Origin of the sequence: Janthinobacterium sp. GMG2 (assembly GCF_033949445.1) — a bacterium.
GTDB lineage: Bacteria > Pseudomonadota > Gammaproteobacteria > Burkholderiales > Burkholderiaceae_D > Janthinobacterium > Janthinobacterium aestuarii.
This window is the reverse complement of sequence record NZ_JAXAWA010000004.1, coordinates 427,237-454,087: the sequence shown is the minus strand read 5'-3', so window position 1 is coordinate 454,087 and position 26,851 is coordinate 427,237. Positions and strand designations below refer to the sequence as shown.

The 26,851-nt window shown below is 66.7% G+C and carries 26 protein-coding genes; 15 read left to right on the top strand and 11 right to left on the bottom strand.

The genetic code is table 11. The features are described from left to right. Nucleotides 1-20 precede the first annotated feature (20 nt). Both SKZ59_RS17840 and SKZ59_RS17835 read left to right on the top strand, forming a co-directional pair. Nucleotides 21-2,993 carry a triple tyrosine motif-containing protein gene (locus tag SKZ59_RS17840; protein WP_319992508.1) on the top strand — a complete coding sequence of 991 codons (2,973 nt, stop codon included), beginning with the start codon at nt 21-23 and terminating at the stop codon, nt 2,991-2,993. Between the two features lie 135 nt (nt 2,994-3,128). Further along, on the top strand, nt 3,129-4,004 hold the full coding sequence (locus SKZ59_RS17835) for a Kdo hydroxylase family protein (RefSeq protein ID WP_319992507.1): 876 nt from the start codon (nt 3,129-3,131) through the stop codon (nt 4,002-4,004). 6 nt (nt 4,005-4,010) lie between these two features. Here SKZ59_RS17835 and SKZ59_RS17830 read toward each other — a convergent pair whose 3' ends face one another. Next, nucleotides 4,011-5,591 carry a CYTH and CHAD domain-containing protein gene (locus SKZ59_RS17830; protein ID WP_319992506.1) on the bottom strand — a complete coding sequence of 527 codons (1,581 nt, stop codon included), beginning with the start codon at nt 5,589-5,591 and terminating at the stop codon, nt 4,011-4,013. Nucleotides 5,592-5,712: 121 nt separating this feature from the next. Between SKZ59_RS17830 and mgrA the strand changes: the two genes are divergently transcribed. Continuing rightward, nucleotides 5,713-6,753: an L-glyceraldehyde 3-phosphate reductase gene (gene mgrA / locus SKZ59_RS17825; protein WP_319992505.1), complete on the top strand. Its 1,041-nt coding sequence runs from the start codon at nt 5,713-5,715 to the stop codon at nt 6,751-6,753. Nucleotides 6,754-6,828: 75 nt separating this feature from the next. Next, nucleotides 6,829-7,314, top strand: a complete 486-nt coding sequence (locus tag SKZ59_RS17820) for a hypothetical protein (protein WP_319992504.1) — start codon at nt 6,829-6,831, stop codon at nt 7,312-7,314. On the opposite strand, the gene SKZ59_RS17815 is transcribed toward SKZ59_RS17820, so the two are convergent. The 3 genes from SKZ59_RS17815 to SKZ59_RS17805 form a co-directional block, all read right to left on the bottom strand. Further along, nucleotides 7,299-7,775, bottom strand: coding sequence for a DUF2244 domain-containing protein (locus tag SKZ59_RS17815; RefSeq protein ID WP_319992503.1), 477 nt, complete (start codon nt 7,773-7,775; stop codon nt 7,299-7,301). The two genes, SKZ59_RS17820 and SKZ59_RS17815, sit on opposite strands and share 16 nt — an antisense overlap. A gap of 74 nt (nt 7,776-7,849) precedes the next feature. After that, a complete protein-coding gene (locus SKZ59_RS17810) occupies nt 7,850-8,167 on the bottom strand; it encodes a hypothetical protein (RefSeq protein WP_034751758.1) in 318 nt (105 codons plus the stop codon). Between the two features lie 115 nt (nt 8,168-8,282). After that, the gene (locus SKZ59_RS17805; protein ID WP_034751759.1) at nt 8,283-8,612 is read right to left on the bottom strand and encodes a hypothetical protein; all 330 of its coding nucleotides are present in this window, start codon (nt 8,610-8,612) and stop codon (nt 8,283-8,285) included. 283 nt (nt 8,613-8,895) lie between these two features. Here SKZ59_RS17805 and SKZ59_RS17800 point away from each other — a divergent pair, with 283 nt between their 5' ends. The 7 genes from SKZ59_RS17800 (at nt 8,896) to SKZ59_RS17770 (ending at nt 15,522) form a co-directional block, all read left to right on the top strand. Continuing rightward, complete coding sequence (locus SKZ59_RS17800; protein ID WP_319992502.1) at nt 8,896-9,213, top strand: DUF4148 domain-containing protein; 318 nt, start codon at nt 8,896-8,898, stop codon at nt 9,211-9,213. Between the two features lie 122 nt (nt 9,214-9,335). Then, nucleotides 9,336-10,748 (top strand): efflux transporter outer membrane subunit, encoded by a 1,413-nt coding sequence (locus SKZ59_RS17795; protein ID WP_319992501.1) that lies wholly within the window; start codon nt 9,336-9,338, stop codon nt 10,746-10,748. A gap of 73 nt (nt 10,749-10,821) precedes the next feature. Beyond that, a complete protein-coding gene (locus tag SKZ59_RS17790) occupies nt 10,822-11,328 on the top strand; it encodes a MarR family winged helix-turn-helix transcriptional regulator (RefSeq protein WP_034751839.1) in 507 nt (168 codons plus the stop codon). A gap of 10 nt (nt 11,329-11,338) precedes the next feature. Continuing rightward, nucleotides 11,339-13,483 carry an FUSC family protein gene (locus tag SKZ59_RS17785; protein WP_319992500.1) on the top strand — a complete coding sequence of 715 codons (2,145 nt, stop codon included), beginning with the start codon at nt 11,339-11,341 and terminating at the stop codon, nt 13,481-13,483. Beyond that, a complete protein-coding gene (locus SKZ59_RS17780; protein ID WP_034751763.1) occupies nt 13,473-13,673 on the top strand; it encodes a DUF1656 domain-containing protein in 201 nt (66 codons plus the stop codon). The genes SKZ59_RS17785 and SKZ59_RS17780 overlap by 11 nt, the downstream gene beginning before the upstream one ends. A gap of 38 nt (nt 13,674-13,711) precedes the next feature. Next, nucleotides 13,712-14,608, top strand: a complete 897-nt coding sequence (locus SKZ59_RS17775) for an efflux RND transporter periplasmic adaptor subunit (protein WP_319992499.1) — start codon at nt 13,712-13,714, stop codon at nt 14,606-14,608. Beyond that, nucleotides 14,605-15,522 (top strand): LysR substrate-binding domain-containing protein, encoded by a 918-nt coding sequence (locus SKZ59_RS17770; protein WP_319992498.1) that lies wholly within the window; start codon nt 14,605-14,607, stop codon nt 15,520-15,522. Before SKZ59_RS17775 ends, SKZ59_RS17770 begins: the two co-directional genes overlap by 4 nt. A 10-nt stretch (nt 15,523-15,532) precedes the next feature. Here SKZ59_RS17770 and SKZ59_RS17765 read toward each other — a convergent pair whose 3' ends face one another. The 5 genes from SKZ59_RS17765 to SKZ59_RS17745 all read right to left on the bottom strand — a co-directional run bounded on the left by SKZ59_RS17765 (nt 15,533) and on the right by SKZ59_RS17745 (nt 19,595). Continuing rightward, the gene (locus SKZ59_RS17765; RefSeq protein WP_072454443.1) at nt 15,533-16,063 is read right to left on the bottom strand and encodes an ester cyclase; all 531 of its coding nucleotides are present in this window, start codon (nt 16,061-16,063) and stop codon (nt 15,533-15,535) included. A gap of 114 nt (nt 16,064-16,177) precedes the next feature. Next, nucleotides 16,178-16,924: an SDR family oxidoreductase gene (locus SKZ59_RS17760; RefSeq protein WP_319992497.1), complete on the bottom strand. Its 747-nt coding sequence runs from the start codon at nt 16,922-16,924 to the stop codon at nt 16,178-16,180. Nucleotides 16,925-17,005: 81 nt separating this feature from the next. After that, entirely contained in the window at nt 17,006-17,230 is a 225-nt protein-coding gene (locus SKZ59_RS17755) for a hypothetical protein (RefSeq protein ID WP_034751769.1), read from the bottom strand. A gap of 11 nt (nt 17,231-17,241) precedes the next feature. Continuing rightward, nucleotides 17,242-17,913, bottom strand: coding sequence for a thiol:disulfide interchange protein DsbA/DsbL (locus SKZ59_RS17750; RefSeq protein WP_092714993.1), 672 nt, complete (start codon nt 17,911-17,913; stop codon nt 17,242-17,244). 146 nt (nt 17,914-18,059) lie between these two features. Beyond that, nucleotides 18,060-19,595 (bottom strand): TonB-dependent receptor, encoded by a 1,536-nt coding sequence (locus SKZ59_RS17745; RefSeq protein WP_319992496.1) that lies wholly within the window; start codon nt 19,593-19,595, stop codon nt 18,060-18,062. 230 nt (nt 19,596-19,825) lie between these two features. Between SKZ59_RS17745 and SKZ59_RS17740 the strand changes: the two genes are divergently transcribed. Beyond that, the gene (locus SKZ59_RS17740; protein WP_319992495.1) at nt 19,826-22,078 is read left to right on the top strand and encodes a M1 family metallopeptidase; all 2,253 of its coding nucleotides are present in this window, start codon (nt 19,826-19,828) and stop codon (nt 22,076-22,078) included. Next, on the top strand, nt 22,075-22,959 hold the full coding sequence (locus tag SKZ59_RS17735; protein ID WP_072454440.1) for a hypothetical protein: 885 nt from the start codon (nt 22,075-22,077) through the stop codon (nt 22,957-22,959). The genes SKZ59_RS17740 and SKZ59_RS17735 overlap by 4 nt, the downstream gene beginning before the upstream one ends. Here the strand turns inward: SKZ59_RS17735 and SKZ59_RS17730 are convergent, their stop codons facing one another. Continuing rightward, the gene (locus SKZ59_RS17730) at nt 22,960-23,850 is read right to left on the bottom strand and encodes a LysR family transcriptional regulator (RefSeq protein ID WP_319992494.1); all 891 of its coding nucleotides are present in this window, start codon (nt 23,848-23,850) and stop codon (nt 22,960-22,962) included. Between the two features lie 112 nt (nt 23,851-23,962). On the opposite strand from SKZ59_RS17730, the gene SKZ59_RS17725 reads away from it, so the two are divergent. Then, nucleotides 23,963-24,781 (top strand): class III extradiol ring-cleavage dioxygenase, encoded by an 819-nt coding sequence (locus SKZ59_RS17725; RefSeq protein WP_319992493.1) that lies wholly within the window; start codon nt 23,963-23,965, stop codon nt 24,779-24,781. 126 nt (nt 24,782-24,907) lie between these two features. Here the strand turns inward: SKZ59_RS17725 and ylqF are convergent, their stop codons facing one another. Next, complete coding sequence (ylqF, locus tag SKZ59_RS17720) at nt 24,908-25,855, bottom strand: ribosome biogenesis GTPase YlqF (RefSeq protein WP_071650173.1); 948 nt, start codon at nt 25,853-25,855, stop codon at nt 24,908-24,910. A gap of 201 nt (nt 25,856-26,056) precedes the next feature. On the opposite strand from ylqF, the gene SKZ59_RS17715 reads away from it, so the two are divergent. Continuing rightward, nucleotides 26,057-26,842, top strand: a complete 786-nt coding sequence (locus SKZ59_RS17715) for a hypothetical protein (protein ID WP_319992492.1) — start codon at nt 26,057-26,059, stop codon at nt 26,840-26,842. Nucleotides 26,843-26,851 lie beyond the last annotated feature (9 nt).

Here is a 26,851-nt window from a genome sequence, read left to right as displayed (position 1 = left end):
CGCTATCTCCCTCTGCCACGATGTCCGCCCGCCTGCTGCGCCGCCTGTTGATCCTACCCCTGCTGGCGTGCCACCTGCACGCGTGCGCGGCCGCCCCATCGCCCCTGCTGTCCGATTACACCCACAACGCCTGGGGTGCCCTGCAAGGCGCGCCCGTCGATGTGCTGAAATTCGCCCAGGGCAACGATGGCTGGCTCTGGATCGCCACGGCCACCGGCTTGTATCGCTACGATGGCGTGCGCTTCGACAGGGTCGACAGCGTGTACGGCCACCGCCTGCCGTCGAGCAATGTGCTGGGCCTGGCCACGCCGGCCGACGGCGCCGTGTGGGTCGGCTACCGCCTCGGCGGCGTCAGCGTCTTTCGCAAGGATGGCACGCGCACCTACCGCGAAGCGGACGGCTTGCCGCCGGGCGCCGTGTTCCACATCGAAGTGGCACCCGACGGCGCCATCTGGGTCGGCACGCGCGATGGCGCGGCGCGCCTGGCGCCGGGTGCGGACCGTTTCGTTGCGCAAGCGGCCAACGTGGGACTGCCCGACAAGCGCGTGTACCAAATCCTGTTCGCCCGCGATGGCACGCAGTGGGTGGGCACCATGCTTGGCGCCTACTTCCGCAAGCCGGGCGAGACGCGCTTTTCCCACGCCTGGCCGCGCACCATCCTCACCGGCATGGATGAAGCGCCCGACGGCGCCATCTGGGCCGTCGATGCGCAAAGCAATTACTACCGCGTGCGCACCAGCGCGCCGCGCGGCGATGCGCCCATCCGGCCCGACGCCAGGGGCAACAGCATCCGCTTCGACCGCGCCGGCACCATGTGGCTGATGCAGCCCGATGGCATCGAACGCAAGTTCGACCCTTCCGGCCCCAGCCTGCCGGCCCAGCGCCTGACGCGCCAGAACGGCATCAGCGGCCCGCTGCCGCAGACCTCGTTCCAGGACCGCGAAGGCAATCTGTGGTTCGGCACCTCGACGGGCCTGGACCGGCTGCGGCCGAACCGCCTGAAGACCCTGGCCGTTGCCGTGCCCTTCGACCATCCCGGCATGCTGCCGGGGCCCGACGGCGACGTGTGGATCGGCGACTACGTGAGCGACGTGCGCAGCTTTACGGCCGATGGCATGAAAAAAGTGATCTTGAAAGGGGCGCTGGCGGCCAGCCACTGGGCGCCCGACGGCACGCTGTGGCTGGGCAACGAGCAGGAACTCCACCACCGCGCGCGCAACGGCGCCATGACGCGCGTGGCGACGCCCGTGCAGGGACTCGATCCGCAGGCGCTGCAGCAAGACCGCTCGGGGGCCCTGTGGGCCTCGTTTTCCGGCGGCGGCCTGTTTCGCCTGAGCGAAGGAAAATGGAGCGCGAACGGCGGCCTCTCGGGCTTGCCGACGGTGCTGACGACAGCCATGGCGATGGATGGCGCGGGCACCGTCTGGCTGGGCCATGCCGACAATACCATCAGCCTGGTGGCCGACGGCCAGCGCGCGGGCGCCGTCAGGCGGCTTGGCGCGCCCGAGGGACTGCAAGTGGGCACCGTGCTGCAGCTGTACCGCGATGGCGACACGATGTGGGCCGGCGGCGAAAACGGCGTGGCCCTGTACCGCGCCGGCCGCTTCCACACCTTGCGCGGCGCGCGCGGCACGGTATTTCGCGGCGTGTCGGGCATCGTGCGCCTGCCGGACGGCGACCTGTGGCTGCATGGCGCGGACGGCATAGCCCATATCGGCGCCGCCAGCCTGGCCGCGTGGATGCGCGACGGCAGCGCCGTCGCCTCCGAACGCTTCGACGCGCTTGACGGCTTGCAGGGCCATGCCTCGCAGCTGCGCCCCGTGCCGTCGCTGATCCATGCGCCCGATGGCAAGCTGTGGTTTTCCACCTCGGCCACCATCGGCATGCTCGACCCGCTGCATATCCGCCGCAACGCCCTGGCGCCGCCCGTGCAGATCCACAGCCTGCTGGCCAATGGCGTGCGTTACGCGCTGGACGATGGCAAGCCGCAGCACCTGCCGCAAGGCAGCAAGACCCTGCAGATCGGCTTCACGGCCCTGAGCCTGTCGATGCCGGAACGCGTGCGCCTGCGCTACAAACTGACGGGCGTGGATGCCGGCTGGCAAGAAGCGGTCGGACGCCGCGAAGCCTACTATACCAACCTCGCGCCCGGCAGCTACCGCTTCGAGGTCACGGCCGCCAACGAAGACGGCGTGTGGAACACGCAAGGGACAGGGCTAGCCATCGTCATCGCGCCCGCCTTCGTGCAAACGCCGTGGTTCATCGTGCTGCTGGCGCTGGGCGCCGCGCTGCTGCTGTATGGCGGCTATGTGCTGCGCATCCGCCACCTGACGCGCAACATGCAGGAGCGGCTGCAGGAACGCTTGCAGGAACGCCTGGCCGAACGCTCGCGCATCGCCCGTTCGCTGCACGACACCCTGCTGCAAAGCGTGCAGGGCCTGATCCTGTCATTCCATGCGCATGCGGACATGCTGCCCAAGGGCACGCGCGAACGGGCGCGCCTCGACGGCACCCTCAACCTGGCCGACCAGCTGCTGATCGAAGGACGCGACCAGATCATGGACTTGCGCGCCTCGGCCGAACCGGACGAACTGCGCCTCGCGCTGCAGCAATTCGGCAAGGGCCTGGCCGAGCACCGCGCGCACGCGTTCACCGTGCATGTGAGCGGCACCTGCCGGCGCCTGCAGCCGCGCGTGCATGACGAGATCTATGCGATCGCGCGCGAAGCGCTGTTCAATGCCTCGCGCTATGCCGAAGCGGCCAACATCGTGCTGGAACTCGACTATGCGGAACAGGCATTCACCCTGCGCGTGCGCGACGACGGCTGCGGCCTCGATGACGCCGTGGCGCAAGCGGGCCAGCGGCCCGGCCACTGGGGCCTGGTCGGCATGCGCGAGCGCGCCGCCGGCATCGCGGCCAGCCTGCGCATCGACAGCCGGCCAGGCGCCGGCACGCAGATCGAAGTAAGCGTGCCGGGCCGCCTCGCTTACTGAGGGCGCGCTGGCCGCCGGGCTGGTTTTATGTGGACCGCGATCGCGCCACACCGTGAACTGCATCTGCGCCAGCGCAAACGGGAGCGGGCGGCAAGCGCCCATACTGGCCGCTCCGATGTCTTACCCGTTTGTGCCATGAGCAAACTCATCGATATTTCCCTGGACAGGTGGGACGCCAGCGGCAGCGCCGCACAGCAGGCGGCGGCGCAGCAGGCACTCGAAGATGGGCAGGTGCTGCTGCTGCCCGCGCTGGGCTTTCCCCTGCGACAGGAAGAGCATGCGCTGCTGAACGGCGCTGTGGGTAGCGCCAGCAGCGCCAAGAACATCAGCTGGGAACCGGTGCGCGGCGTGCGCGGCCATGGCGACGCCTACGATGCGACCCTGCTGGCCGCGCTGATGCAGCGCTATGCGCGGCACACGCAGCGCCTGCTGGCCGGCTTGCTGCCTGGCTATTGCCCCCATCTGCAGCAAGGCAAAGGCAGCTTTCGTCCCGTGGAAATCGCCGGCCGCGTAACTTCCTGGCGCAAGGACGATACGCGCCTGCACGTCGACAGCTTTCCCTCCTCGCCCACGCAGGGCCGGCGCATCCTGCGCGTGTTCACCAACATCCATCCCCGCGACGCACCCCGCGTGTGGAAACTGGGCGCGCCATTCGAGCAGGTCGCGCAGCATTTCCTGCCCGTCGCGAAACGTCCGCAACCGGTGCTGGCGGCCCTGCTGCAATGGCTGCGCGTCACCAAGTCGCGGCGCACGGCCTACGATCACTACATGCTGCAGCTGCACGACGCCATGAAGGCCGACCTCGGCTACCAGGCGCAGGTGGAACAGCACACGCATGCGTTTGCGCCGGGCCAGACGTGGATCGTCTTCAGCGACGCCGTATCGCACGCGGCCCTGCGGGGACAGCATGCGCTGGAGCAAACCTGGCTGCTGCCCGTGCGCGCCATGGCCGCTCCGCACAAGTCGCCGCTGGCCATCCTCGAGCGCCAGTTGCAACGCCCGCTGGCCTAGCCGGGCTCAGGCCGGCAAGCGGGCCGCCTTGAAGCGCCGCCAGGCCTTGTGCATGCGGCCATCGCTGCCTTGCGCCTGCGCGCGCGCCGCCAGATAGCCGCGCACGAAGGCCGCATGCAGCCGCAGCCCGTCCTGTACGGACTGGTCAGCCTGGCCGGGCTGGTCAGTCTGAACTTCGGGCAATTGCCGCAGCAGCCGGTCGGCCACCTGCACATCGTTGAGCCAGCCCAGTTCATCCTGCAAGGCCGACAGCCGCCCCACGTACGGTTTCACGGCCCTGCCCGCAAACAGCGAGGCAAAAAATTCCGTCGCGTAGCGCGTCTTCTTGGCCGCGATGCGCACCCGGTGGCGCTGCTGCGGCGTCGCATGCAGCAAACGCTTGCCACGCTTTATCAGGCGGCGCTGGTCCTTGCGCAAGGTCGCGCGGGCAAATGGCGAAACGCGCGCATCCAGGCGCCGCAATTGGCGCGCGGAACAGCTGTCGCGCCAGGCGCGCGCCTGCAGCCAGCGCTGCAAGCCCAGCATGCAGGCCGTGTAGCGCGCCGAGGTGACGGCCTGGGCCGCTTGTTCGTGCTTGAGGCGCGCCTGCGCGTGCGCCGCCTCCGCCAGCGCAGCCGCATCCGTGGCCGCCTCGCCATCGAGCTGCGCCAGGGTATTGCCCGCCAACACATCCCAGTCGCGCGCCTCGCCCAGCGCGCCGCCCAGCCACTCGAGTTCGCCCTTCAAGGCGTCCGGCAGCGCCAGCAGCGACTTGAACATGCCCAGCGCCGAGCGCAAACGGCGCAGGCCCACGCGCATCTGGTGCACGCTTTCCACGTCCTCGCCTCCCGCCACGCCATCCTGGTTACCGCTCACTTGTTCGAGGCAATTGCTGGCGATGGCCAGGAATACCTGTTCCACGGACATGGCCGCGTCCAGCGCCAGGGGCTGTGCCTTGACCGCCTGCAGAGGCTGTGCCGCCGCCAGCCGGTAACCGCGCTCCGCCTTGCTCATATGGCCCAGCTGCAGCGGCACCTCCTGCAGCAGGGCCAGCGCCACGTCGAACAGGCTGGACGCCTGCCCCTGCTTCAATTCCAGTTCGATCTCGCTGACGGGCACGCTGCGCGCGGCGCCATCCGCGCCGCTTTCAATGACACCCTGGTCCAGCACGCATTCGATCTCGTCGCCCTGCGGCGTGCGCAACTGCCATACGGTGCGCTCCATGCGCGTGGTAAACACGGGCCGCAAGGCGTCGCGGATGGCGTCCTGGCGCAGCAGCGCGCGGATGGGCTGCTTGCGGCCGATGACCGAGTCGAGCGCGGCCAGGTCCGGTTGCGGCCCCGGCACCTCGCCCTCCCATTCGTGGCGGCTGTGCAAGCCGCCGCTGACCGTGCCGCCCGCCTTCAGGGTTTGCACCCAGCGGCCGTCCACCTGGCGCACGCGCAAGCCGGCCTGGTGGCGGCACAGCTGCAGATCGGGTGTGTCGACATAGATATCGTGCATCCGCAGCAGTTGCGGCTCACCTTGCGTGGATTGCGCCAGCAGCGGGTGCGCGCGCAAACGCGATACATCTTGCTGTGCCAGCAACAATTTCAATTCAATTTCCATGACCACTCCTTGCGAGACTCCTGATCGCCCATTGTAAGGCGCGTCCGGCCACGCGTACGGCGCACGCACACGGACCTTGATTTTGCGCGAAAATAAGCGCTTCATTCAACCAGGAGATGCCATGACCTACCACGCCGCCGAGAACCGCTACGACAGCATGCAATACCGCATCTGCGGGCGCAGCGGGCTGAAACTGCCGCTGCTGTCCCTGGGACTGTGGCATAACTTTGGCGACAGCAACAATCTGGCTTCGCAGCGCGACATGCTGCGCACGGCGTTCGACCTGGGCATCACGCATTTCGACCTGGCCAATAACTACGGCCCGCCGTATGGCAGCGCGGAAAGCAATTTCGGCAAGCTGCTGCGCGACGATTTTCTGCCCTATCGCGATGAGCTGATCATTTCCACCAAGGCGGGCTGGGACATGTGGCCGGGCCCGTACGGCCAGGGCGGCGGTTCGCGCAAATACGTGCTGGCCAGCCTGGACCAGAGCTTGCGGCGCCTGGGTCTCGATTACGTCGACATCTTTTACTCGCACCGTTACGACGCCGACACGCCGCTGGAAGAAACCATGGGCGCGCTGGCCACCGCCGTGCAGCAGGGCAAGGCGCTGTACGTGGGCCTGTCGTCGTATTCGCCGCAAAAGACGGCCGAGGCGGCCGCCCTGCTGAAGGAATGGAAAGTGCCGTGTCTGATCCACCAGCCTGCCTACAACATGCTCAACCGCTGGATCGAGGAAGACGGCTTGCTCGACACCCTGCAGCAGGAAGGCATGGGCTGCATCACGTTCACGGCCCTGGCGCAGGGGCTGCTCAGCGACAAGTACCTCGATGGCGTGCCGCAGGATGCGCGCGTCAACCGGCCCGGCGGCGGCTCGCTGATGCAACAGCATCTGAGCGCGGACAACCTGGCCCGCGTGCGCGCCCTGAACCAGATCGCCGCGCAGCGTGGGCAAACCCTCGCGCAGATGGCGCTGGCCTGGGTGCTGCGCGATCCCCGCGTCACTTCGACCCTGATCGGCGCGAGCAGCAGCGCGCAAATCCGCGAAAACGTAGCCGCGCTGCAGCAACTGTCGTTCACGGCCGACGAACTGGCCGCCATCGACGTGCAAGCGCGCGAAGGCCATATCAATCTGTGGAAAGGTCCATCGCGAGCCACCTGAGGACCGTCCTGCGCTTGTGGAGGCGGCAGCGGGCAGGTAGACTGCCGCCGCCCCCAACTTCCGCGACAAGATTCCATGCACGCCATCCCCGCCATCACCTTTTGCCTGCTGCTATCCTGCGCAGCCAACGCCCGCGCGGCCAACTATTGCGACTCGCCGCAATGGTCGATCGTGCACAACAAGAGCTACGACGAGGTGATGCAGATCGCCACGAAGCGCGACAAGATCCGCGACGCCGAATGCAGTTTTACCGATGTGATCCTGAGAATCCAGAACGAGGAGGCGGGCATCGGGCGCTATCCGGGCATCCTGCTCATCGCCGACCAGCAGGATGAAAACTTCGTCGTCACCAGCCGCGTCGGCGCCTACACCATCTTCAGCTACCGCTACAACGACAAGCGCCTGCTGCAGTTTGCGATGAAAGATCACAGCTGGGCGGAAGGGGAAGCGTTCCAGGCCGGCGCCTACAAGATCACGGGCGTGAAGGAATTCAAGACCATCACGGGCTTCCCCACCACCTTGCTGGTGGTACAGACATTCCAGTTTTACGGGCCCAAATAGGGCGGCAGCAACGCGCCCAGTTCCTGCGCCACTTGCCAGCGCCGTTCCGGCGTGGCGAAGACGCCCACCGCCACGTGCCGGGTAGCATCATACATATCGTTGATGTGTATCAATTGGCGCGGCCCTTGCGGCATGGCGATGCGCGTGCGCCACGGCGCAAAGTGGTGGCGCCGGCAATGCCCGCCGCTGACCTGTTCGATGATCAGCTCGCCATCGCGCAGGGCGATGTGTTCATAGTCGCGCGCGTGGCGCAGGTAATGCAGCAGGGCGGTGGCCACCAAGCCCAGTTCAACGAACGAAAAGACGGGAATGTACCAGAGGCCGCGCAGCGCAAAGGCGGCGGCAATGACGAGGGAAAACAGGCATAGCAAGCCATAGGCGCGCAGCAACTGGCGCGCCGTCAAGGCACTGTGGCGCGCCAGCAGCCATTGCGGCTGCTCGCGCGAGTGATCGCGTGGCATGGCGCCTCCCGCACTATCGCTCCATCACCGCAGCGGCCCTCGCCGCCGCCAGGTTCAGCCAGCTTGCGCCAGGGTCAGGCGCCCATGCGCACCAGCGCATGGCCCACGTGCTGCCACCAGTGATCGCGCGACTTGACCTGTTTCAGGCAAGACGTGTCGATTTCCGTGGGAAACACGTGATCCTGGCAAGCCTTCGTTTCCAGGGCATAGCGCTGGTTTTCCGCCGCCGCCAGGGCTACGATCAGCCAGAACGCCAGCGCCAGCAAGACCACCAGCAAACTCCAGGCCAGGTGGTTGGTATTACTTTTTTCGCCAAAAAACTCGCGTGGCCGCGTCTCGCGGTACATCGACATCAAGTCTTTTTCTTTCTCTTGCGACATCTGCGTTTGCATCCTCTGACATCCTATCCTGTGCCGGCCGGCTGGCCATGGCGGCGCGCACGCCGCCTTGCCGCCATTTTACGCTGATGGCGCCACAGCGGCGGCAATTTGCGGCCGGCCACTGGCATCAGGAGCGCGGCGCTGGCGCCTGGGGAGCGCCGGGTTCGCCATCGCCGTCCTCTGCAGGCCGCACGGGCGCCATGCTTTCCACGTGGTCGACGTCGATATCGCCGCCGTCAGGCGCCGTATTGCGCGGCTCCACGCCGGCCCGCTCGCCCGTGCCCGCGGCATCGCTGTCGTTATCGAGCTCTTCCGGGTCCTGGCCCGGTACGCCCTGCATGTCGCTGCCGCTGTCGGAACTGTCGCTGGGGCCCAGCGCCCCCTTGCCATGGCCGCTGCCCAGGACGCGGTCGGGGATGACGGGCAAATTGTCCGGATCGAGTGAACTGCTGCTCATGGCGGCCTCCGTTAACAAAAAAACCAGCTTACTCCCCTGGCCCGGCCAGTGGCGCACGCCTGCACGGCCTTTCCCCCAAGGAATGCGGCGGCGCACAACTATTTTCATAAATTACTTCACAAATGTACTATTCATTGCTATAGTTAATTCAAGTAAGCATCTTCTCACCCAGAAACTGCTTCATCGTCGGCATGGCGCCCACCAGCGCCATGCCGCCGAACCGACCGGTACGTGGCGATCCGGCCCATCCACCCAGCCATCAAGCACATTTTGGAGTCTTATCATGCAAGCCAAATCCCTTATCGCAGCATTGTTTGCCGTCACCACCGCCACCTCGGCTTTCGCCCAAAGCGCCGCGCCTGCCACCACGGGCCAGCAATTGTCGCGCGAACAAGTCACGGCCGAATACGTCCGTGCCCGCAACGCCGGCGAAATCGCCACCAGCGAAGTCGACTACCCGAAAACATCGGCCACCGCCGCCAGCCAGGTGACGCGCGAGCAAGTCATGGCCGAGTTCTACGCCGCCCGCAAGGCTGGCCTGATCCCGCAAACGGAAGCGGACTTTGACGTCGCGCAAACGGCAAAACACGTCGTGCAATAAGAAACCAGTCAGCCGGTTTCAGTCAGTAACAACTCAGTTGCGGCGCAGCACCCGGGCCACTCCCGGCGCTCACCGCGGCGAGCTGTCAGCAGTACCCCAACACCTTCTTCCGGAGTTCCTGCATGTCCCTGCACCGCCGTTTGCTTGCCGCCAGCCTGATCCTTGCCTTGAGCGCGTGCGCCGACATGGGCCATATCGCGCCGCAATCGGCCATGCTCGACGCCAACAAGCTGCAGGCGAACCAGGCCATGGATGCCGCCGCCAGCGCAGCGATCGCCTGGCCGCGTACGCAATGGTGGCAAGACTTGCACGACCCCCAATTGAACCGTTTGATGGAGCAGGCCCTGGCCGACAGCCCCACCCTGCGCGGCGCCCAGGCGCGCGTGCGCCAGGCCGAGGCGCTGGCCGGTGCCGCCGAGGACAAGACCCGTCCGCAGGCCGACGCGGCCGTCTCCATCAACCGCGAACTGTATTCGCAGCACGGCAGCACGCCGGCGCCGCTGGCCGGCAATTACGCGTGGCGCAACCAGGCCACCGTCACGGCTTCGTACGACCTGGACCTGTGGGGCCGCAACCGTGCCGCCCTGTCCGCCGCCTTGGGCGACGTGCAGATGGCGTCGGCCGAATCGCAGATGGCCCGCCTGGCACTGGAAACGGCGCTGGTGCGCACCTACATCCAGCTGTCGTACGAATTCCAGCTGCAGGACGTGATCGAACGCAGCCTGGCGCAACGCGCCCGCATCCTCGACATCACGCGCCAGCGCAAGGCGGCCGGTATCGGTACCGACATTGACGTGGCGCAGATCGAAACCACCTTGCCGGCCGGACGCCGCCAGTTGGAACAGTCTGCCGAATCGCTGGCCCTGCTGCGCAACCAGCTGGCGGCCCTGGCGGGCAAGGGCCCGGCAGCCGGTGCGGCGCTCACGCGTCCCGTGCTGCGCCTGGACCAGCCGCTGGCCATTCCCGCCGCCCTGCCCGCCGACCTGATCGGCCGCCGGCCCGACATCGCCGCCCAGCGCTGGCGGGTCGAAGCGGCGGCGCAGCGCATCGACGCGGCCAAGGCCGAGTTCTACCCGAACGTGAACCTGGTGGCGTTTGCCGGCTTCCAGGCCTTCGGCTTCAGCCATTTTCTTGACGCCAATTCGCAGGTGCGCGGCGCCTCGCCCGCGCTGAGCCTGCCCATCTTTGCCGGCGCCCGTCTGCGCGCCCAGCTGGGCAGCCAGACAGCCGTGTACGACGGCGCCGTCGAGCAGTACAACGCCACCGTCATCAACGCCATGTCGGACGTGGCCAACGCCGTCACCAAGGCGCAGTCGCTGGCCAAGCAACACGAGCTGACCGTGCAGGCGCTGGCCACGGCGCGGCGCGCGCGCGACTTGGCGGAAAAGGCGTACAAGGCGGGCATGAGCGACGCCATCGCCATGCTCAACACGCAAGTGGCGCTGCTGGCGGAAGAACAGCAGCAGGCGCAAAATGGGGCGCGCGAGCTCGATCTGTACGTTTCCTTGATGAATGCACTGGGAGGCGGCATATAAGCTTGCAATCCTGGCATTGCCCTAGCTCAACAAGATACAATCGGAACTTTATTCACACATGAAGGAATATGACATGACCGCTTTTGACGCCACCGCCAAGCGGCTGCAAAACATCCGCACGCGCATGCCAGGCTTCCCCATGGAACTGATGCGCCTGTTGCGCATGACGTACCACATTCAAAAAGGCATGAAGGACCTGACCAACGCCGCGCTGAAAAAGCACGACCTGGTCGATGCCAGCTACATGGTGCTGGCCGTGCTGTACGGCACGGACGACGAAACCTCGAACGCCTGCACCCTGGGCATGGCCTGCCATGAAAAGCCGGCCAACCTGACGCGCGTGTGCAACGACCTGGAAACGCGCGGCCTGATCCACCGCGGCACGCGCCCCGGCGACCGCCGCTCCGTGATGATCTCGCTGACCGACAAGGGCCGCGCGCTGATCGAAACGGCGCTGCCCGACGTGTACCAGGAAACCTCGGCCCTGTACGAAGGGTTCACGGAAGAAGAGCTGCAAGTGCTCGACAAGCTGTACATGCGCCAGCTGCGCAATTTGAACAATCTCAACAACCAGAACTGATAGCCTATCGATGACGCCAGCCACAGCAACAACACCTATAGACGGCCCCCTGCCCCGGGCGGCCCGCTGGCTGGCGCTGGCGCTGCAGGACTGGCGCGCGACGGAAGGCGAACGCTGGATCTACGTCGGCAAGACTCTGATCGCCGCGTTCTGCGCCCTGTGGCTGGCTTACCGCCTGGGCCTCGATTCACCGAGCACGGCGATGACCACCACCATCATCCTGGCCCTGCCCAGCAGCGGCATGGTGCTGGAAAAAAGCTTTTACCGCCTGTGCGGCACCCTGCTCGGCTGCACGGCCGCACTGACCCTGATCGGCCTGTTCCCGCAGCAGCCCGTGCTGCTGTTCGCCGGCCTGGCCCTGTGGGTGGGCCTGTGCACGAGCGGCTCGGCCCTGCACCGCAACGCCCAGTCGTATGTGTACGTACTGGCCGGCTACACGGCTTGCATGATCGTGCTGCCCGCCATCGAGCAGCCGATGCAGGTCTTCTCGCTGGCCGTCACGCGCGTGGCTGAAGTGAGCCTGGGCATCATCTGCTCGGCAGCCGTCTCCAGCGTGCTGCTGCCGCGCCACCAGGGCACGCAGGTGATGCGCACGGTGCAGGCGCGCTACGGCAAATTCCTCACCTTTTGCCAGGACGTGCTGCAGCAAAAACTCACGCCGGCGCAAGTGGAACTGACGCATCTGCAGTTTGCCGCCGACGTGGCGGCGCTGGAACTGGGCCGCTCGGCCGCCCTGTTCGAAGTGACGAGCAAGGTCAGTCACGTGCGTGCGCAAAACCGCAAGCTGCATGCCTTCAACGCCACCTTCATGACGGCGCTGACGACCTTCTATACCTTCCACCGCCTGTTCGACCGCTTGCAGCGCGATGGCGAAACCCAGGTCATGCAGGCCTGCGCGCCCCTGTACGCCATCGTCGCCGAAGCGCTGCAAGCGACGCCGTCGCAAGACTCGCTCGACACCATGCAGCGGCATCTGCAAACGGCGCTGGGCCAGGCGCGCGCGGACATCGATGGCGCGGCCATCGCGCATGCGCAGCGCATCGATTTCGACACCGTGTGCGAATTGCTCGAACGCTTCGCGCGCGACATGAGCCGCTTTCACGAAGTGTATTTCAGCCTCGTGCACGACACGCCGCTGGACGTGAGCACGCCGCAGGCATATGCGCCGAAGACGCCGCCCGCGCTGGTGCTCGCCAGCGGCGCGCGCGCCGGCATCAGCCTGGCCCTGCTGGCGCTGGGCGCCTACTTCCTCGCCTGGCCCTACGCCAGCACGGCAATGCTGATGGCGGCCGTGTTCTGCGCGCTGGCCTCATCCTCGCCGCGTCCCATCCTGATGATCCGCCAGGTGCTGGCGGGCTTTTTGATCGCCATGCCGCTGTCGCTCGTCTGCGTGTATTTCGTGCTGGTGCACGGCGACGGCTTCCCCATGCTGGTGCTCAGTTTTGCGCCGTTTCTCGCCGTCGGCCTGTACCTGATGACGAATCCGGCCAAGCTGGGCGTGGGCCTGGGCGTGTCGACCTTCATCACGCAGATGGCGCCGACGAATGTGATGCATGTCGATGGCGCGGCTTTCCTCAACACGGGCATGGCGCTGATCGTGGGACTGATGCTGGCCGCCCTCGTGTTTGCCGTGCTGCTGCCCGAGCACACGATGGGCCACAAGGACCATATCGGCCGTGCCCTGTGGCGCGAAGCGCTGCATGCGTGCACGGCGCCCGCACGCCGTGTCAAACACCGTTTCGACAACCGCGTGCGCGACTTGCTCAGCCAGCTCAATGCGGCGGCCGGCCCGGCGCCGGGCGAAGCCACGCGCGCCGTCGTGCGCCAGGCATTGACCCTGCTGGAAATCGGCCACTCCGTGATCGAACTGCGCGAACTGATCGCCACCGCCAGGCCAGGCGCCACGCGCCACGCGCTGCAGCAGTGCGTGGACCACATCGCCGGCTGGCTGCGCACGCGCAGCGATACGGCACTGCAGGCGGCGCTGGCGGCCACCCTGCAGGCGGGCGCCGTCGTGCGCACGGCCCAGACGGAAGCCGATGCCACCGGCGAGCGCAGCGCGCGCCTGCAGACGGCGCTGGCCGACCTGCACTCGATCTATACCTCATTGCTCGACCACATGGCGCCTGGCGCCGGAGACCACCATGCCGCGTGAATTCGCCCTGTTCGGAATTCTGATTCCTACCCTGCTGCCCCTGTTCCTCCTCAGCATAGCCCTGCAAACCCTGCTCGACCGCGTGCTGGGCTGGCTGGGCGTGTACCGCATGGTGTGGCACCCGTCGCTGGCGCGGCTGTGCATCTTCATCGCCATCTTCGGCGCGCTGGCGCTATCGCTATACAAATAAAAAAAACCGTTCAACCCGATCAAGGAAAGGCTGCCGACATGGTAAGCAAACTGACCCGCTATGCAATCACCGTGCTGCTATTGGCAGCCGCCCTGTGGATAGGCAAGACCGTCTGGGACCGCTACATGGAGTCGCCGTGGACGCGCGACGGCCGCATCAAGGCCGACATCGTCAACATCAGCGCCGACGTGGCCGGCACCGTCACGGACGTGCTGGTGCGCGATAACCAGGTCGTGCAAAAAGGCGACGTGCTGTTCGTCGTCGACAAGGAACGCTATGCGAGCGCGCTGGCGCAGGCCGACGCCGTGCTGGCCGCGCAAAAAACGGAACAGGGCCGCCGTGGCAAGGAAGCGCAGCGCCGCGCAGGCCTTGACGCCAGCATCATCTCGACGGAAAGCCGCGAAAGCGCGGCGTTCGCCGCCACCTCGGCCACCTCGCAAGTGCAGGCCGCCATGGCCGCCCGCGCGCTGGCGCAATTGAACCTGGAGCGCACCACCGTGCGTGCGCCCGTCAGCGGCTACGTGACGAACCTGAACGTGCACAAGGGCGACTTTGCCGCCGTCGGCGCGGCCAAGCTGGCCGTCATCGACAGCGCCTCGTACTACGTCGTCGGCTACTTCGAAGAGACCAAGCTGGGCATGCTGGCGCAGGACGACAAGGCGGAAATGAATCTGATGAGCGGCGGCACCCTGCACGGCCACATCGAGAGCATCGCGCGCGGCATCACCGACCGCGACGCCGCCACGGGCCGCGAACTGCTGGCCGACGTCAACCCCACCTTCAACTGGGTGCGCCTGGCGCAGCGCGTGCCCGTGCGCATCCACATCGACGAGCAGCCGAAGGGACAACTGCTGGTGGCCGGCACCACGTGCACCGTGGTGATCACGCCCCACTCTGCACCGGCGCCGAAACCAGCGGCCGCGCACCCCGCATGATACGCGGCGGCGCCGGACGCCTGGCGGAAATCGCCCTGTTCCTCGACGCCGCGGCGCTGGGCAGTTTTTCCGCGGCCGGCCGCAAGCACGGCCTGTCGCCGGCCGCCGCCAGCGCCGCCATCGCGCGCCTGGAAGCGGCACTGGGCGCCACCCTGTTCGAACGCACCACGCGCCAGCTGCGCCTGACGGAAGAAGGCCTGCACTACCGCCGCTACAGCGAACAGGCGCTGGACTTGCTGGCGCAGGCCGAAGACGGCTTGCACGCGGACGGCGGCGCCGTGCGCGGCGTGGTGCGCATTTCGGCGCCGTCCGACATCGGCCGCCAGTTGCTGCTGCCCATGCTCGACCGCTTTGCCGCGCTGCACCCGCAGGTGCGCCATGCGCTGACCCTGACGGACGCCACGGCCAACCTGGTGCAGGACGACGTCGACCTGGCCATCCGCTACGGCGAGCTGCCCGACAGCGACATGGTGGCGCGCCTGCTGCACCCGGGCCGCCGCGTCGTGTGCGTGGCGCCAACGCTGGCCGCCAGGGTCGGCGTGCCGGCCGCGCCGCGCGACCTGGCATCGCTGCCGACCCTCGTGCTCAAGGCCGGCGACGGCGCGCCGCAGGAATGGCGCTACCGCGAAAACGGCAAGCGCCACGGCCTGCGCCTGCAGGGGGACTGGCACAGCAACGACGGCGAGATCATCCGCCGCTGGGCCGTGGCCGGCCATGGCTATGCCTACAAATCCCTGCTCGACATCGGCGACGACCTGCGCGCGGGGCACTTGCAAACGGTGCTCGACGATTACTTTGCCGACAGCGTCCCCCTGAACCTGCTGTACCGGCGCAGCCGCTTCCAGCCGCCGCGCGTCACCCTGCTGGTCGACTTCCTGCTGCAGCAGTTTTCCGCGCTGCCGGCGCACGGTTAGCGGAGCATCATCACGGCGCCAGCACGCCCATCTGGCGCAGCAGGGTCAGATTGTCTTCCAGGTGCCAGTTGTCGCTGATGCGTCCCTGCGCATTCACGCGGTACAAATCAAACGCATGGAAATCGATGGCTTGCCCCTGGCCGCGCAGCTCGCCCTGCGGCGTGGGGAAGACGCCCGTGAAGCGGCCCGTGAAATGCAGGCGCAAGGTGACCCGGTCGCCCGCCACCAGCATCTGCTCGATGGCGACCTTCAAATCCGGCACCGCCGCATGGAATACCTGCGACGCCTGCAGCGGACCGGCCAAGCCCTGCGGCCGGCCGGCGGGCAAGGTACGGTCGGTGAAATCGTCGGCCAGCGCCAGCCGCGCCAGGGCCGGATCGCCGCTTTGCCAGAACGCGGCATAGCGGCGCGCGGCCAGCGCCACGGTGGCATCGGCTTTCGCGCCGGACAGGTGGGCCGGCATGGGCAAATCCATGGCGGCATGGGCTGGCGCGGCGGCCAGCAGCGACAGGGCAAGGATGGCGGGGACAAAAGCGGGCATAGTAGTTCCAAATGAGTTGATCGGCGTGCACATGGCACACCGCCATTCTGGACTCGCTTGCCGTACTTGATAATTGGCCCCGCACTTGAAGCAATTACTTGCAGGATTTGAAAATCAGCGCCCGCCCGCCGCGTCGAGGATGCTGCCCGTCACATAGCTGGCGCCCGGCCCCAGCAGGTACAAAATGGCGTCGGCGATTTCTTCGGGCTGGCCGCCCCGCTGCATCGGCACGCCGGGCGCCAAACGCGCCACCCTGCCCGGTTCGCCGCCCGAAGCGTGGATCTTCGTATAGATGATGCCGGGCCGCACGCCGTTGACGCGGATGCCCTCGGCCGCCACTTCCTTCGCCAGGCCCAGGGTCAGGGTATCGACGGCGCCTTTCGAGGCCGCGTAATCGATGTATTCGTCCGGAGAGCCGAGGCGGGCCGCCGCCGACGACACGTTCACGATGCGCCCGCCCTGCCCGCCATGGGCCGTCGACATGCGCCGCACGGCTTGCTGGCAGCACAGGAAATAACTGATCACGTTGGTGCGCAGCACGCGTTCGAGGCGCTGCGCGGACATGTCGACGAGCCGGCATTTCTGCTCCAGCACGCCCACATTGTTGACCAGCGCCGTGAGCGTCCCCAGGCGCTCGTCGACTTCCGCAAACAGGCGCGCCACGTCCGCTTCATCGCTGGCATCGGCCTGCACGGCGATGGCCTCGCCCCCGTCGGCCACGATGCGCGCGCACAGTGCCTCGGCCGCCTGCGCGTCGCGCACATAGTTGATGCACACGGCATAGCCCTGGCGCGCCGCCAGCAGCGCCGTCGCCGCACCGATGCCGCGGCTGCTGCCGGTAATCAAGATCACTTCCTTCATCGTCCCTCCTGAATAGTTGTGGCTTCATCATACGCGGACGAAAAAAAACCCGCGCGCGGCGGGTTTTTCCTACTAACACATTCAATTTCGGAAATGCGTCATGGCGTAAGTGAGGTGCTGCCACCAGTGTTCGCGCGACTGCACGGACGCCAGGCATTTCGCATCGACCTCGTTCTTGAACGCGGGGTCCACGCACGCCTTGGTCACCAGCGCATTGCGCTGGTTTTCCACGTTGACGATGGCAATCGCCAGCCACGCCACGAGGGCGAGGGCCAGTACGCACAGGGTCCAGGGCAGCTGTTTCATGACGTCTCCGCTTACTTCTTCGCTGGCGCCGGTGCGCGCTCTTTCAGCACGCGCGCCACCAGTTCATCCATCACGCGCAGGGTCGCCGCCTGGGTCTGCGGCTCGGACTGGCCAGGACGCGACAACTGCGCCGGCGACGTGACGAAGCGGCCATCGATGACGATGGTCGGGGCGCTGTCGATCTTGCTGGCGGCGATCAGCTGCTCGTTGCGTTTCAGCTTGGTCTGCACGCCGAAGGAATTGAACATGTCCAGGTATTTGGCCTTGTCGATGCCATTCTTGACCAGCAGGTCGAGGATGGCGTCATCGCGGTTCAGGCGGTTGCGCTCGACGTGGATGGCGCGGAAGATCTTGTCGTGGAACTGGTCCAGCTGGCCCATCGCTTCCAGGGTGGCATAGGCGTGCGCCTGCGGGTCTTTCGGGCCGGTGGCAGCCAGGTGGACGCGGCGGAAGGCGATCTTGTCGCCCTGCTTCTTGACCCAGTCGTGCATCAGCGGATCGAGCGCGTAGCAATGCGGGCACGAATACATGAAGTACTCGACCACTTCCACCTTCTTGCCCGTGTCCGTACGCACTGGCGTCGTGAGCGTGGTAAAGCCGGTATCGGCCGCCATGGCGCCGCCGGTGGCCGCCACCAGGGTGACGGCGGCAAGCAGGGGACGCAAGAAACGCAGAAAACGCATATAAATCCTTCATCATAAGTGGTCGTGAACGGGGCGAGATTACCACTTTTTGCGCCGGACGATGTCGCCCGGCCGGAAAAAAAGCGCTTTTATCCGCTCCGTTTGCGCCCGCTTAAGCCGCATTTAAGCCCCGCCGCGCCCCTGCCTCAAAAATGGTAGCGCGCCGACACGCGCAACTGGCGCGCGTCATTGAGGTAAATGCTCGAGCGGCAGCCCGGCGCATCGCCGTAATGGCGGCGGTTGGCCAGGTTGCTGCCGGCCAGTTCCAGCTCCCAGGCGCCCAGCTTGCGCACATAGCGTCCGTCCACGGTGGCAAACGCTGGCACTTGCGCCAGACAGCTGCTGGCGAAATCGGGGCCATAGCGCAGCGCGCGCAGCCATTGCACGCCCACATCGGCACTGGCGCCCGCCTGCCCCGTCCAGTACAGGCGCAGGCTGGCCAGAGTCTTGGGCACGAGAGCGATGTCCGGGCCATCGTAGGCGTAATCGTCATAGCGCGCATGCACTTGCCGCAGTTGCCCGTCGAGGCGCCAGTCGCGCGCCAGCGCCATGCTGGCCTCGATGGCGACACCGTCGCGGCGCGAGGGATCGAGGTTGCCCGCAAAGCCCAGCTGGCCCAGGTTCTGGTCGAAGACGATCTGGTTGCTCAGGCGCTCGCTGAACACGCGCACGGAAGCGCTGCGCGCCGCGTCGCCAAAGGTGGCGCCCACTTCCATTTCGCGCCGCAGCTGTCCCGCCAGCGGGCGGTAGCCGGCGCGGGTGTAGCCATCGTCGTCGATGCGGTAGCTGCGCGCGGCCTTCGCATATACGCTCAGTTGCGGGCGCAGCTGCAGGCTGCCCTGCACGTCCCAGGCATTCTGGTTTTCCCAGTCGCTGCCGCCGGCAGGCATATCGGCCGGATCAAGCTGGAACTGTTCATGCCGCAGCCCCAGCAACAGGCGCGGCGCATACGCACCGCTGAAGGCCAGCTCTTCGCGCAGCAGCAGCGCGCGCGAATACTGGCGGCGCTGCGCATCGCCCGCGCGGCCCGAGCGCCGCTGCCACTGCATCAGGTCCAGGCCCACTTCCGTATCCGTGCCCACGCCGCCCACCTTGCCGTAATGGCGCAGGCGTGGCGCCAGCTGCCGGCGGCGGCTGCTGTACGTCGATTCGCTGCTGCCGTCCTCGCCCGCATAGTGAGCCGTGGCGCGTTTTTCCCGCTGCGACAGTTCGACACCCAGCTCGAAACTGCCCACATAGCGCTGCACGAAGGCGCTGGCGCGCCGCACTTCATAGCGGTACAGGTCTTCCGGACGGGCCGCCAGCAAGGCCAGGAACGGCGCCTCGGGCGCGGGATAGCGGGTGTCCTGGTTCAGCTGGTCGGCGCTGAAACCGAAGCGGCCCTGGCGCAGCTTCCATTCCGCGCCGCCGTTGAAGCCGCGCTGGTGAAACACGCTGCCATCGCGGTAATTGCCGTTGCGCAGACCATCGATGGCCACATCGAGCACCATGCCGCCCTGGTCGCGCGACAAGGCGCCGCGCACGCTGTGCTGGCCGCCCTGCGCCAGTTCGGCGGACAAGTCGCCATGCGTGACGCCGGGCGCGCTGGCATCCGCGCCTTCCTGCGCACACGCCGGCATGGCCAGGGCGCACAACAGCAAGGTGCGCGTGGCGATGGTCAGGGCGGAAGGGACAGTCATCATGGCGGAAAGCTGGATGCGCTACCGGAGCGCGCACGCACGGCAGCAGGAGGGATGGCAAAAGCGAATCATTATACGCACGGCGCGCGGCGCCGCAACAGCCGGCAAAGCTGCCAGCACAATTCATTGCTTATTTGTAATTTTTACAGGTATATTAAGGAACGCCCGGCGATCCTGGGCGCAGCCGACTGCATTTGAAGATCATCAATCAGAAGTCACTGTGGGAGTCACGCATGGAAAGTCGTAGCACACCGCGCCGCCGCATTTCCCTCATCCCGGGCAAGCTCAAGGCCCTTTCCATCGCCGCCCTGCTGCTGGCCGGCCTGGCCCTGCAAGCCGACCTGTTCGCCCAGCCGGATCAGGGCAAGCCCGCCAGCGCACCCCTGCCGCCGGCACCATCGGCCGACGGCATCGCCCTCGCTTCGCCGCATGCGTCGGCCGTCACCACGCCCAGCGCCAGCAACGCCTGGGGCGGTGCGCGCACGGGCGCGCAAGCGACCCTGTCGGACCGCGTGGTCGACTACCAGATCGAAGCGACGCTCGATCCCGTCAAGCACACGATCGACGGCCGGCAGAAACTGCGCTGGCGCAACCGCAGCGCGCAAGCCGTCAGCAGCGTCTACCTGCACCTGTACCTGAACGCGTTCGAAGGCGAGCATTCGACTTTCTTCACCGAGAAGCGCAAGCTCGACACGGGCTTCCGCTCGGGCGTCGATACGCGCGACGGCGAGTGGGGCTACATCGAACTGCGCAGCATGACGCAGAACGGCGCCAGGGCGCCCTGGCATTTCGTCCAGCCCGACAACGGCCCGGCCACCGACCGCACGGTGGTGCGCGTCGACTTGCCGCAGGCCGTCGCGCCGGGCACCGAGACGACGCTCGACATCGGCTTCTTCGACCAGCTGCCGCGCGTCATCGCGCGCACCGGCTATTTCGGCAGCTTCCACCTGGTGGGCCAGTGGTTTCCCAAGATCGCCGTGCTGGAACTGCCCGGCGAACGGGGCGCCACCGCGCCGCGCTGGAACGCGCATGAGTTTCACCTGAACTCGGAGTTCTACGCCGACTTCGGCCACTACGACGTGAAGCTGACCGTGCCCAAGGAATACACGGTGGGCGCCACGGGCGAGCTGCAGGGCGCGCCGCAGGAAAAGAACGGCATGCTCACGCATCACTACGTGCAGGGCGACGTGCACGATTTCGCCTGGACGGCCGACAAGCGCAGCGCGCCGCCGCTGCTGGACAGCTGGAACGGCCCTGGCAGCCCGCCCGTGGCCATCAAGGTGCTGTACCCGCCCGAGTACGCGTCGAACGCGGCGCCCGCGCTGCAGGCTGCCAAGGATACACTCACGTATTTTTCGCGCACCCTGGGCCCGTATCCGTACAAGACCCTGACGGTGGTGATTCCGCCGTTTAACGCGGCCGAAGCGGGCGGCATGGAATACCCGACCTTCTTCACGGCCTCGGGCTACGCCGGCCTGCAGCCGAAGACGGCGGCCGAATTCGGCCTCGATTTCGTCACCATCCATGAATTCGGCCATGGCTATTTCTACGGCATCCTGGCCTCGAACGAATTCGAGGAACCGATCCTCGACGAAGGCTTGAACGAGTACTGGGACCAGCGCATGCTGCGCGCGCGCGGCCAGGATATCCACGCCACCACGCCCCTGCTCAAGCGCCTGGGCTTCGCTCCCGCCTTCAAGGTCTTCGAGTTCGAGCGCACGGCCGCACCGCGCCAGGACGCGGCCGACCCGCTGGGCCAGAACGCGTGGGACCGCCTGCAGGGCGTGGGCCCCGTCTACACCCGCACGGCCACCACCCTGCGCGACCTGGAAGCGCGCATCGGCAGCGAGGCCATGGAACGGGGCTTCAAGGCCTACTATGAACAGTGGAAATTCCGCCACCCGAGCGTGGCCGACTTGCGCGAAGCGCTGGCCGAAGCGACAGGCCAGCGGCGCATCGTGGAACAGGTCTTCGCGCAGCAAGTGTATGCCAGCGCGAATATCGACGACCGCATCGGCAGCTTTACCAGCGACGAGCAGACGCCGCTGGCCGGCATGGCGCTGGTGAACGGCAAGCGCGTGGAACGCACGCCCGAGGCGCTGGAACAAGAGGAGGACAAGGTGCGCGAGGCGTGGAACAAGGCGCACCAGGACGCCAAGCCCGGCACGGGCCCCTATCCGTATCTGACCAGCGTGGTGCTGCGCCGCCGCGGTGCGCCCGTGCCGCAGGTGCTGCTGGTGAAGTTCGCCGACGGCACGTCCGAACGCGTGGTGTGGGACAACGACCAGCTGTGGCAGCGCCACACCTGGAGCAAGCCCGTGAAGGCCGTCTCGGCCGAACTGGACCCCGACCGCGTGCACTACCTCGACGTCAACAAGCTCGATGACAGCCGCACCCTGAAAGCCGACAAGTCCGCCGCGCGGCGCTGGAGCATCGACCTCGCCGCCGCCTTCCAATACCTCCTTTCCCTGATCGCCATCGTATGAGCGCCATTTCCACGACACGGGCCAGCGGCCTGGCCCTGACCACGCGCGCCAGCCGCGCCGCCCTGCAATGGCGCTTGCTGCTGCTGTGGGCCGGCCTGCTGCTGATCCCCGCCATCGTTGCCGTCATCCCCATCTGGCGCACCTTGAGCGCCAGCCTCGATCAGGCCGTGCATGCGGCGGCCCTGGCGCAGCAGCTCGACCTGATGACCCTGGCGGACCTGGCCGCCAACGCCAGCCGCAATGGCGCCGCCATCAGCCAGGCCGCCATCGCCGGCATCGTCCTGACCCTGCTGCTGTCGCCGCTGCTGAGCGGCCTGGTGGTGACAGCCGCGCGCGCGCCGGCCCCATTGGGTTTCTGCCCCCTGCTGACGGGCGCCTTCAGCGCATACGGCCGCATGCTGCGCATGCTGTTGTGGAGCATCGTGCCGCTGGGCCTGGCGCTGGCGATCGGCGCCGGCGCGCTGAAACTGGCCGACAAGCACGCGGCGACAGCCATCCTGGAAGCGGACGCCGACCTGGCCCGTCACCTGGCCTTGCTGTTCGCGGGCGTGCTGTTCCTGCTGGCCTGCGCCACGCTCGATGCGGGCCGCGCGGCGCTGGCCATCGACCGGCGCCGTACGTCGGCCGTCAAGGCGTGGTGGCGCGGCCTGGGCATGCTGCGCCGGCGTCCGCTGGCCTGCCTGGCCATCTACCTCGCCATCACCGTGCTGGGACTGGCCCTGTATGCGCTGCTGGGCGTGGCGCGCCTGAACCTGGCTGGCCCAAGCCCGCTGGCCATCGTGGCCGGCTTGCTGGCAACGCAGCTGGCGGTGCTGGTGCTGGCGTGGATGCGCAGTGCGCGCCTGTTCGCGCTGATCGACGTCAAGCGCTCGCTCGCGTAATCAAGCCCCCAGGCGCCCTTCATCGGCGAGGAAGTCGATGAAGGTGCGCACTTTCGAGGACAGGTAGCGGCGGCTCGTGTAGACGGCATACACCTTGCCGCCCGCCAGCTGGTAAGCGTCGAAAAGGCGCACCAGCCGCCCCGCCGCCAGGTCCGCATCCGTCTGCCACGATGGCAGCAGTGCGATGCCCATGCCGTCGAGCGCGGCCGCGTGCAGCAGGCTTTCGTTATTGCATTGCAGGACGGGCGAGAACTTCACCGTCTCGCGTCCCTGCGGGCCGTCGAACGTCAATTCGTTGCCGTTCGCCAACAAGGAATAGCTGATCATCGCGTGCTGCGCCAGGTCTTGCGGCAGCTGCGGCTGGCCCGCGCGCGCCAGGTAGGCGGGCGCGGCCACCAGGTGAAAGGCGATGCTGCCGATGGGCCGCGCGATCAGGGCCGGCGATGGCGCCTGGCTCACGCGCAGGGCCAGATCGAAGCCCTCTTCCACCAGGTTGACGACTCTTCCGCTCAAGTCGATGTCGAACGTTACTTCCGGGAAGCGCTCGCGGTAGGCCACGAGGGTGCGCGTAAAGATGGCGTTGGCAAACCAGACGGGGGCGCTCAGGCGCAGCATGCCGCGCGGCACCACGGTCGTGCGGCCCACCGTCGCTTCCACCTCGTCGAGGTTGTCGAGCATGTCGCGGCACTGTTCAAAATACACCTTGCCGATTTCCGTCAGGCTCAGGTGGCGGCTGCTGCGGTTCAGCAACCGAGCGCCCAGGTGGCGTTCCAGATGCATCACGTGCTTGCTGACCATGGCCGGCGACAGGTCGAGGCGCTCGCTGGCGCGCACGAAACTGTCCAGTTCCACCACGGCGCGAAACACGCGCATGCTGCGCAAGGTATCCATGACGGCCCGATCATCAACAAAATGGAAATGATATATCAATAATGATGATCTTGATCAACTGGCTGGCCATGACTATCATCGATAGCATCAGCCATTCCACTGCGGAGCCGCCATGCAAGAACACACCTTCCCCACCTACTTCCTGTCGCACGGCGGCGGCCCGTGGCCGTTCATGAAAGACCAGTTCGGCGGCCGCTACGACGTGCTCGAAGCGTCGTTGCAGGATATCCCGCGCCAGATCGGCGCGCGTCCGAAAGCCGTGCTGGTCGTCACGGCGCACTGGGAAGGGCCGCAATTTCTCGTCTCGGCCAGCCCCCGGCCGGGCATGATCTATGACTATTCGGGCTTTCCGCCGCACACGTACCAGATCCAGTACCCGGCACCGGGCGCGCCGGAACTGGCTGCGCAGGTAAAACAGTTGCTGGACGCGGCCGGCCATCCGGCGCGCCTCGACCATGAACGCGGTTTCGACCATGGCACCTTCAGCGCCCTGTTTCCCATCTATCCGCAGGCGGACGTGCCGCTGGTGCAGCTGTCGCTGAAACACGGCTACGACCCGCTCACCCACGTCGAGGTGGGCCGCGCGCTGGCCAGCCTGCGCCGGCAAGGCGTGCTGATACTGGGCAGCGGCCTGTCCTACCATAATCTGCGCCAGTTCGGCCAGGCGGGCGCCGTCGCCTCGCACCAGTTCGACGCCTGGCTGCGCCAGACGATGGCCTTGCCGCCGGAACAAAGGTTGGAGCAGCTGCTGGCCTGGGACCAGGCACCGGGCGCACGCCAGGCCCATCCGCAGGAAGACCATCTGCTGCCGCTGATGGTGGCGCTCGGCGCGGCCGAGCAGGAAGCGGCGCACGTGGCGTATCACGAGGAGGATTTTTTTGGGGCGCTGGCGGTGACGAGTTTCCGGTTTGGAGCGACTGGCGGAAATTAGCAACGAGCCGGGGTCAGACGGGGACGCCGAGTCCCTCGACACCGCTAACGGCTGGTTCAGCGCCAACGTCACCGGGGGTCTGACCCCAGAATTTAAAAAAGCCGCTAACAAGCGGCTTTTAGTTCATTACGTACCGCGCTTGCCCCGCGCCGCATTCTTCGCCTTCTCGGCAGCAATCTCGGCCGCCTTGGCCGCTTTTTCCGCCATCTCGGCCGCATGCTGGGCCATCAGGGCGGCGCGCGTATCCGGCGTTTCCAGCGAGATGCGTCCCAGGATACCGCTGCGGTAGTCGAGCAGCAAGGTGTGCGACGCTTTCTCGAAATCGTAGTCGCCACCCTTGATGCGGAAGCCGCGCTTGGCGGCGATGCCTTCGACCACGCCGATGGCGTCGACTTCACCGATCTTGGTGCCGTAGCGGGTTGCCAGCAAGTCCGGGTAGCGTTTGAGCAATTCCTCGGCCAGGAACACGGCCACTTCCTCTTCGATCAGCGCGTTCGAGCCGATGGCGTGGCTGGCGGCCAGCATCAGACCGTCGCTGGGGATGGCGATCTTCGGCCACAGCATGCCGGGCGTATCGACGAGGATGGTGTTCTTGTCCAGATACAGCTTTTGCTGCATCTTCGTCACGGCCGGCTCGTCGCCCACCTTGGCCACGCGCTTTTTCAGCAGCGCGTTCATCAGGGTCGACTTGCCCACGTTGGGGATGCCCATGATCATGATGCGCAGCGGCTTGGTCGGCACGCCGCGGTGCGGCGCCAGCGACTTGGCCAAGTCCGGAATGCGCGCCACGTCGCCCGGCTTCTTGGTCGTCATCGCATACGCGGTCACGCCTTCCTGCGCATTGAAATACGCCACCCAGGCGGCGGTCGCGGCAGGGTCGGCCAGGTCGGTCTTGTTGAGGATTTTCAGGCAAGGGCGCTGGCGGAACAGGCGCAGCTCGTCCACCATGGGATTGCAGCTGGCTGCCGGCAGGCGCGCGTCCACCACTTCAATCACCAGATCGGTGTTTTCCATGGTTTCGGCCGCTTTCTTGCGGGCCGCGTTCATGTGTCCTGGGTACCATTGTATCGCCATGCTCTTGCCTTCAAAATCGTTCAGTCAATCCGCTATTTTACGTGGTTGCCGCCACGACGTCCCATTTTCCGCCGCCAGCGCCAGCCGTGCGACGCGAACGAGACAATTGGTGATAATTTAGCAGTTACTCGAATGATAAGATCCGCAGTCCGTCCAGCCTGGACGGTTTCCCCATTGCACGCTCAACCTGGCACGCATTCCATGCATCTTCCCCGCTTTTGCCTCCTTGCCTCCCTTTCCACTTGCCTGCTGCCCGCCATGGCCCAGGAACAAGCAGCGGCGCCAGGCGACCCGGTGAACCAGGAAATGCAGCAGATTGTCGATGTGCAAGGCACGCGCGATCCCGACCTGCGTCCCTACCGCACCATGCTCAAGGGACTCGACGCGTATGCCGACCACCAGCGCCTGGCGCCGGACGCGCCGCTGCGCTTCATGCTGATCCCCGCCACGCCGAAGGCCAAGCTCGATGGCGTGACCCTGCACTTGTCGGCCGACAATCTGTCGATCCCCGTGCCGCTGGCGGCGGACGGCGGCTTCATCCTGACGCGCGACAAGACCGCCTACGATGCGAATGCCGACCTGGTCAGCAACAAGAAGCGCGCCACCCTGCGCTGGCGCGCCGACATCCACACGCCGGGCCTGCCCCACAACGTGCGCCGCCTGGGCGACTTGCGCCTGGAATGCGAAATCCGCTGGGCCGTCGAGCAGGATGACTTGCCGTTTGTGCGGCGCAACCTGTTCCGCCTGGCGGGCGGACCGTGCCACTCGTCGCTGATCCACGTGCCGTATCCCGTGTTCCGCAAGCTGCTTGCCGTCCAGGCCCGCTCGGGCGAGCGCACGCTGGACGTCCGCATCACGGAAGACCGCCAGCGCTACGTGCCGCCGCTGCACGACGTGAGCTGGGACGACAATACCCTGCTGACCCTCACGTATGCCGATGACGGCAACATGGCGCAAGCCGCCCCTGCGGGGGCACTGCGCCAGTGATACGCGCGC

Coding starts and splice junctions, on each gene's coding strand:
- SKZ59_RS17840 (WP_319992508.1), top strand. CDS start 21: ATGTCCGCCCGCCTGCTGCGCCGCCTGTTGATCCTACCCCTGCTGGCG.
- SKZ59_RS17835 (WP_319992507.1), top strand. CDS start 3,129: ATGAGCAAACTCATCGATATTTCCCTGGACAGGTGGGACGCCAGCGGC.
- SKZ59_RS17830 (WP_319992506.1), bottom strand. CDS start 5,591: ATGGAAATTGAATTGAAATTGTTGCTGGCACAGCAAGATGTATCGCGT.
- mgrA (WP_319992505.1), top strand. CDS start 5,713: ATGACCTACCACGCCGCCGAGAACCGCTACGACAGCATGCAATACCGC.
- SKZ59_RS17820 (WP_319992504.1), top strand. CDS start 6,829: ATGCACGCCATCCCCGCCATCACCTTTTGCCTGCTGCTATCCTGCGCA.
- SKZ59_RS17815 (WP_319992503.1), bottom strand. CDS start 7,775: ATGCCACGCGATCACTCGCGCGAGCAGCCGCAATGGCTGCTGGCGCGC.
- SKZ59_RS17810 (WP_034751758.1), bottom strand. CDS start 8,167: ATGCAAACGCAGATGTCGCAAGAGAAAGAAAAAGACTTGATGTCGATG.
- SKZ59_RS17805 (WP_034751759.1), bottom strand. CDS start 8,612: ATGAGCAGCAGTTCACTCGATCCGGACAATTTGCCCGTCATCCCCGAC.
- SKZ59_RS17800 (WP_319992502.1), top strand. CDS start 8,896: ATGCAAGCCAAATCCCTTATCGCAGCATTGTTTGCCGTCACCACCGCC.
- SKZ59_RS17795 (WP_319992501.1), top strand. CDS start 9,336: ATGTCCCTGCACCGCCGTTTGCTTGCCGCCAGCCTGATCCTTGCCTTG.
- SKZ59_RS17790 (WP_034751839.1), top strand. CDS start 10,822: ATGACCGCTTTTGACGCCACCGCCAAGCGGCTGCAAAACATCCGCACG.
- SKZ59_RS17785 (WP_319992500.1), top strand. CDS start 11,339: ATGACGCCAGCCACAGCAACAACACCTATAGACGGCCCCCTGCCCCGG.
- SKZ59_RS17780 (WP_034751763.1), top strand. CDS start 13,473: ATGCCGCGTGAATTCGCCCTGTTCGGAATTCTGATTCCTACCCTGCTG.
- SKZ59_RS17775 (WP_319992499.1), top strand. CDS start 13,712: ATGGTAAGCAAACTGACCCGCTATGCAATCACCGTGCTGCTATTGGCA.
- SKZ59_RS17770 (WP_319992498.1), top strand. CDS start 14,605: ATGATACGCGGCGGCGCCGGACGCCTGGCGGAAATCGCCCTGTTCCTC.
- SKZ59_RS17765 (WP_072454443.1), bottom strand. CDS start 16,063: ATGCCCGCTTTTGTCCCCGCCATCCTTGCCCTGTCGCTGCTGGCCGCC.
- SKZ59_RS17760 (WP_319992497.1), bottom strand. CDS start 16,924: ATGAAGGAAGTGATCTTGATTACCGGCAGCAGCCGCGGCATCGGTGCG.
- SKZ59_RS17755 (WP_034751769.1), bottom strand. CDS start 17,230: ATGAAACAGCTGCCCTGGACCCTGTGCGTACTGGCCCTCGCCCTCGTG.
- SKZ59_RS17750 (WP_092714993.1), bottom strand. CDS start 17,913: ATGCGTTTTCTGCGTTTCTTGCGTCCCCTGCTTGCCGCCGTCACCCTG.
- SKZ59_RS17745 (WP_319992496.1), bottom strand. CDS start 19,595: ATGATGACTGTCCCTTCCGCCCTGACCATCGCCACGCGCACCTTGCTG.
- SKZ59_RS17740 (WP_319992495.1), top strand. CDS start 19,826: ATGGAAAGTCGTAGCACACCGCGCCGCCGCATTTCCCTCATCCCGGGC.
- SKZ59_RS17735 (WP_072454440.1), top strand. CDS start 22,075: ATGAGCGCCATTTCCACGACACGGGCCAGCGGCCTGGCCCTGACCACG.
- SKZ59_RS17730 (WP_319992494.1), bottom strand. CDS start 23,850: ATGGATACCTTGCGCAGCATGCGCGTGTTTCGCGCCGTGGTGGAACTG.
- SKZ59_RS17725 (WP_319992493.1), top strand. CDS start 23,963: ATGCAAGAACACACCTTCCCCACCTACTTCCTGTCGCACGGCGGCGGC.
- ylqF (WP_071650173.1), bottom strand. CDS start 25,855: ATGGCGATACAATGGTACCCAGGACACATGAACGCGGCCCGCAAGAAA.
- SKZ59_RS17715 (WP_319992492.1), top strand. CDS start 26,057: ATGCATCTTCCCCGCTTTTGCCTCCTTGCCTCCCTTTCCACTTGCCTG.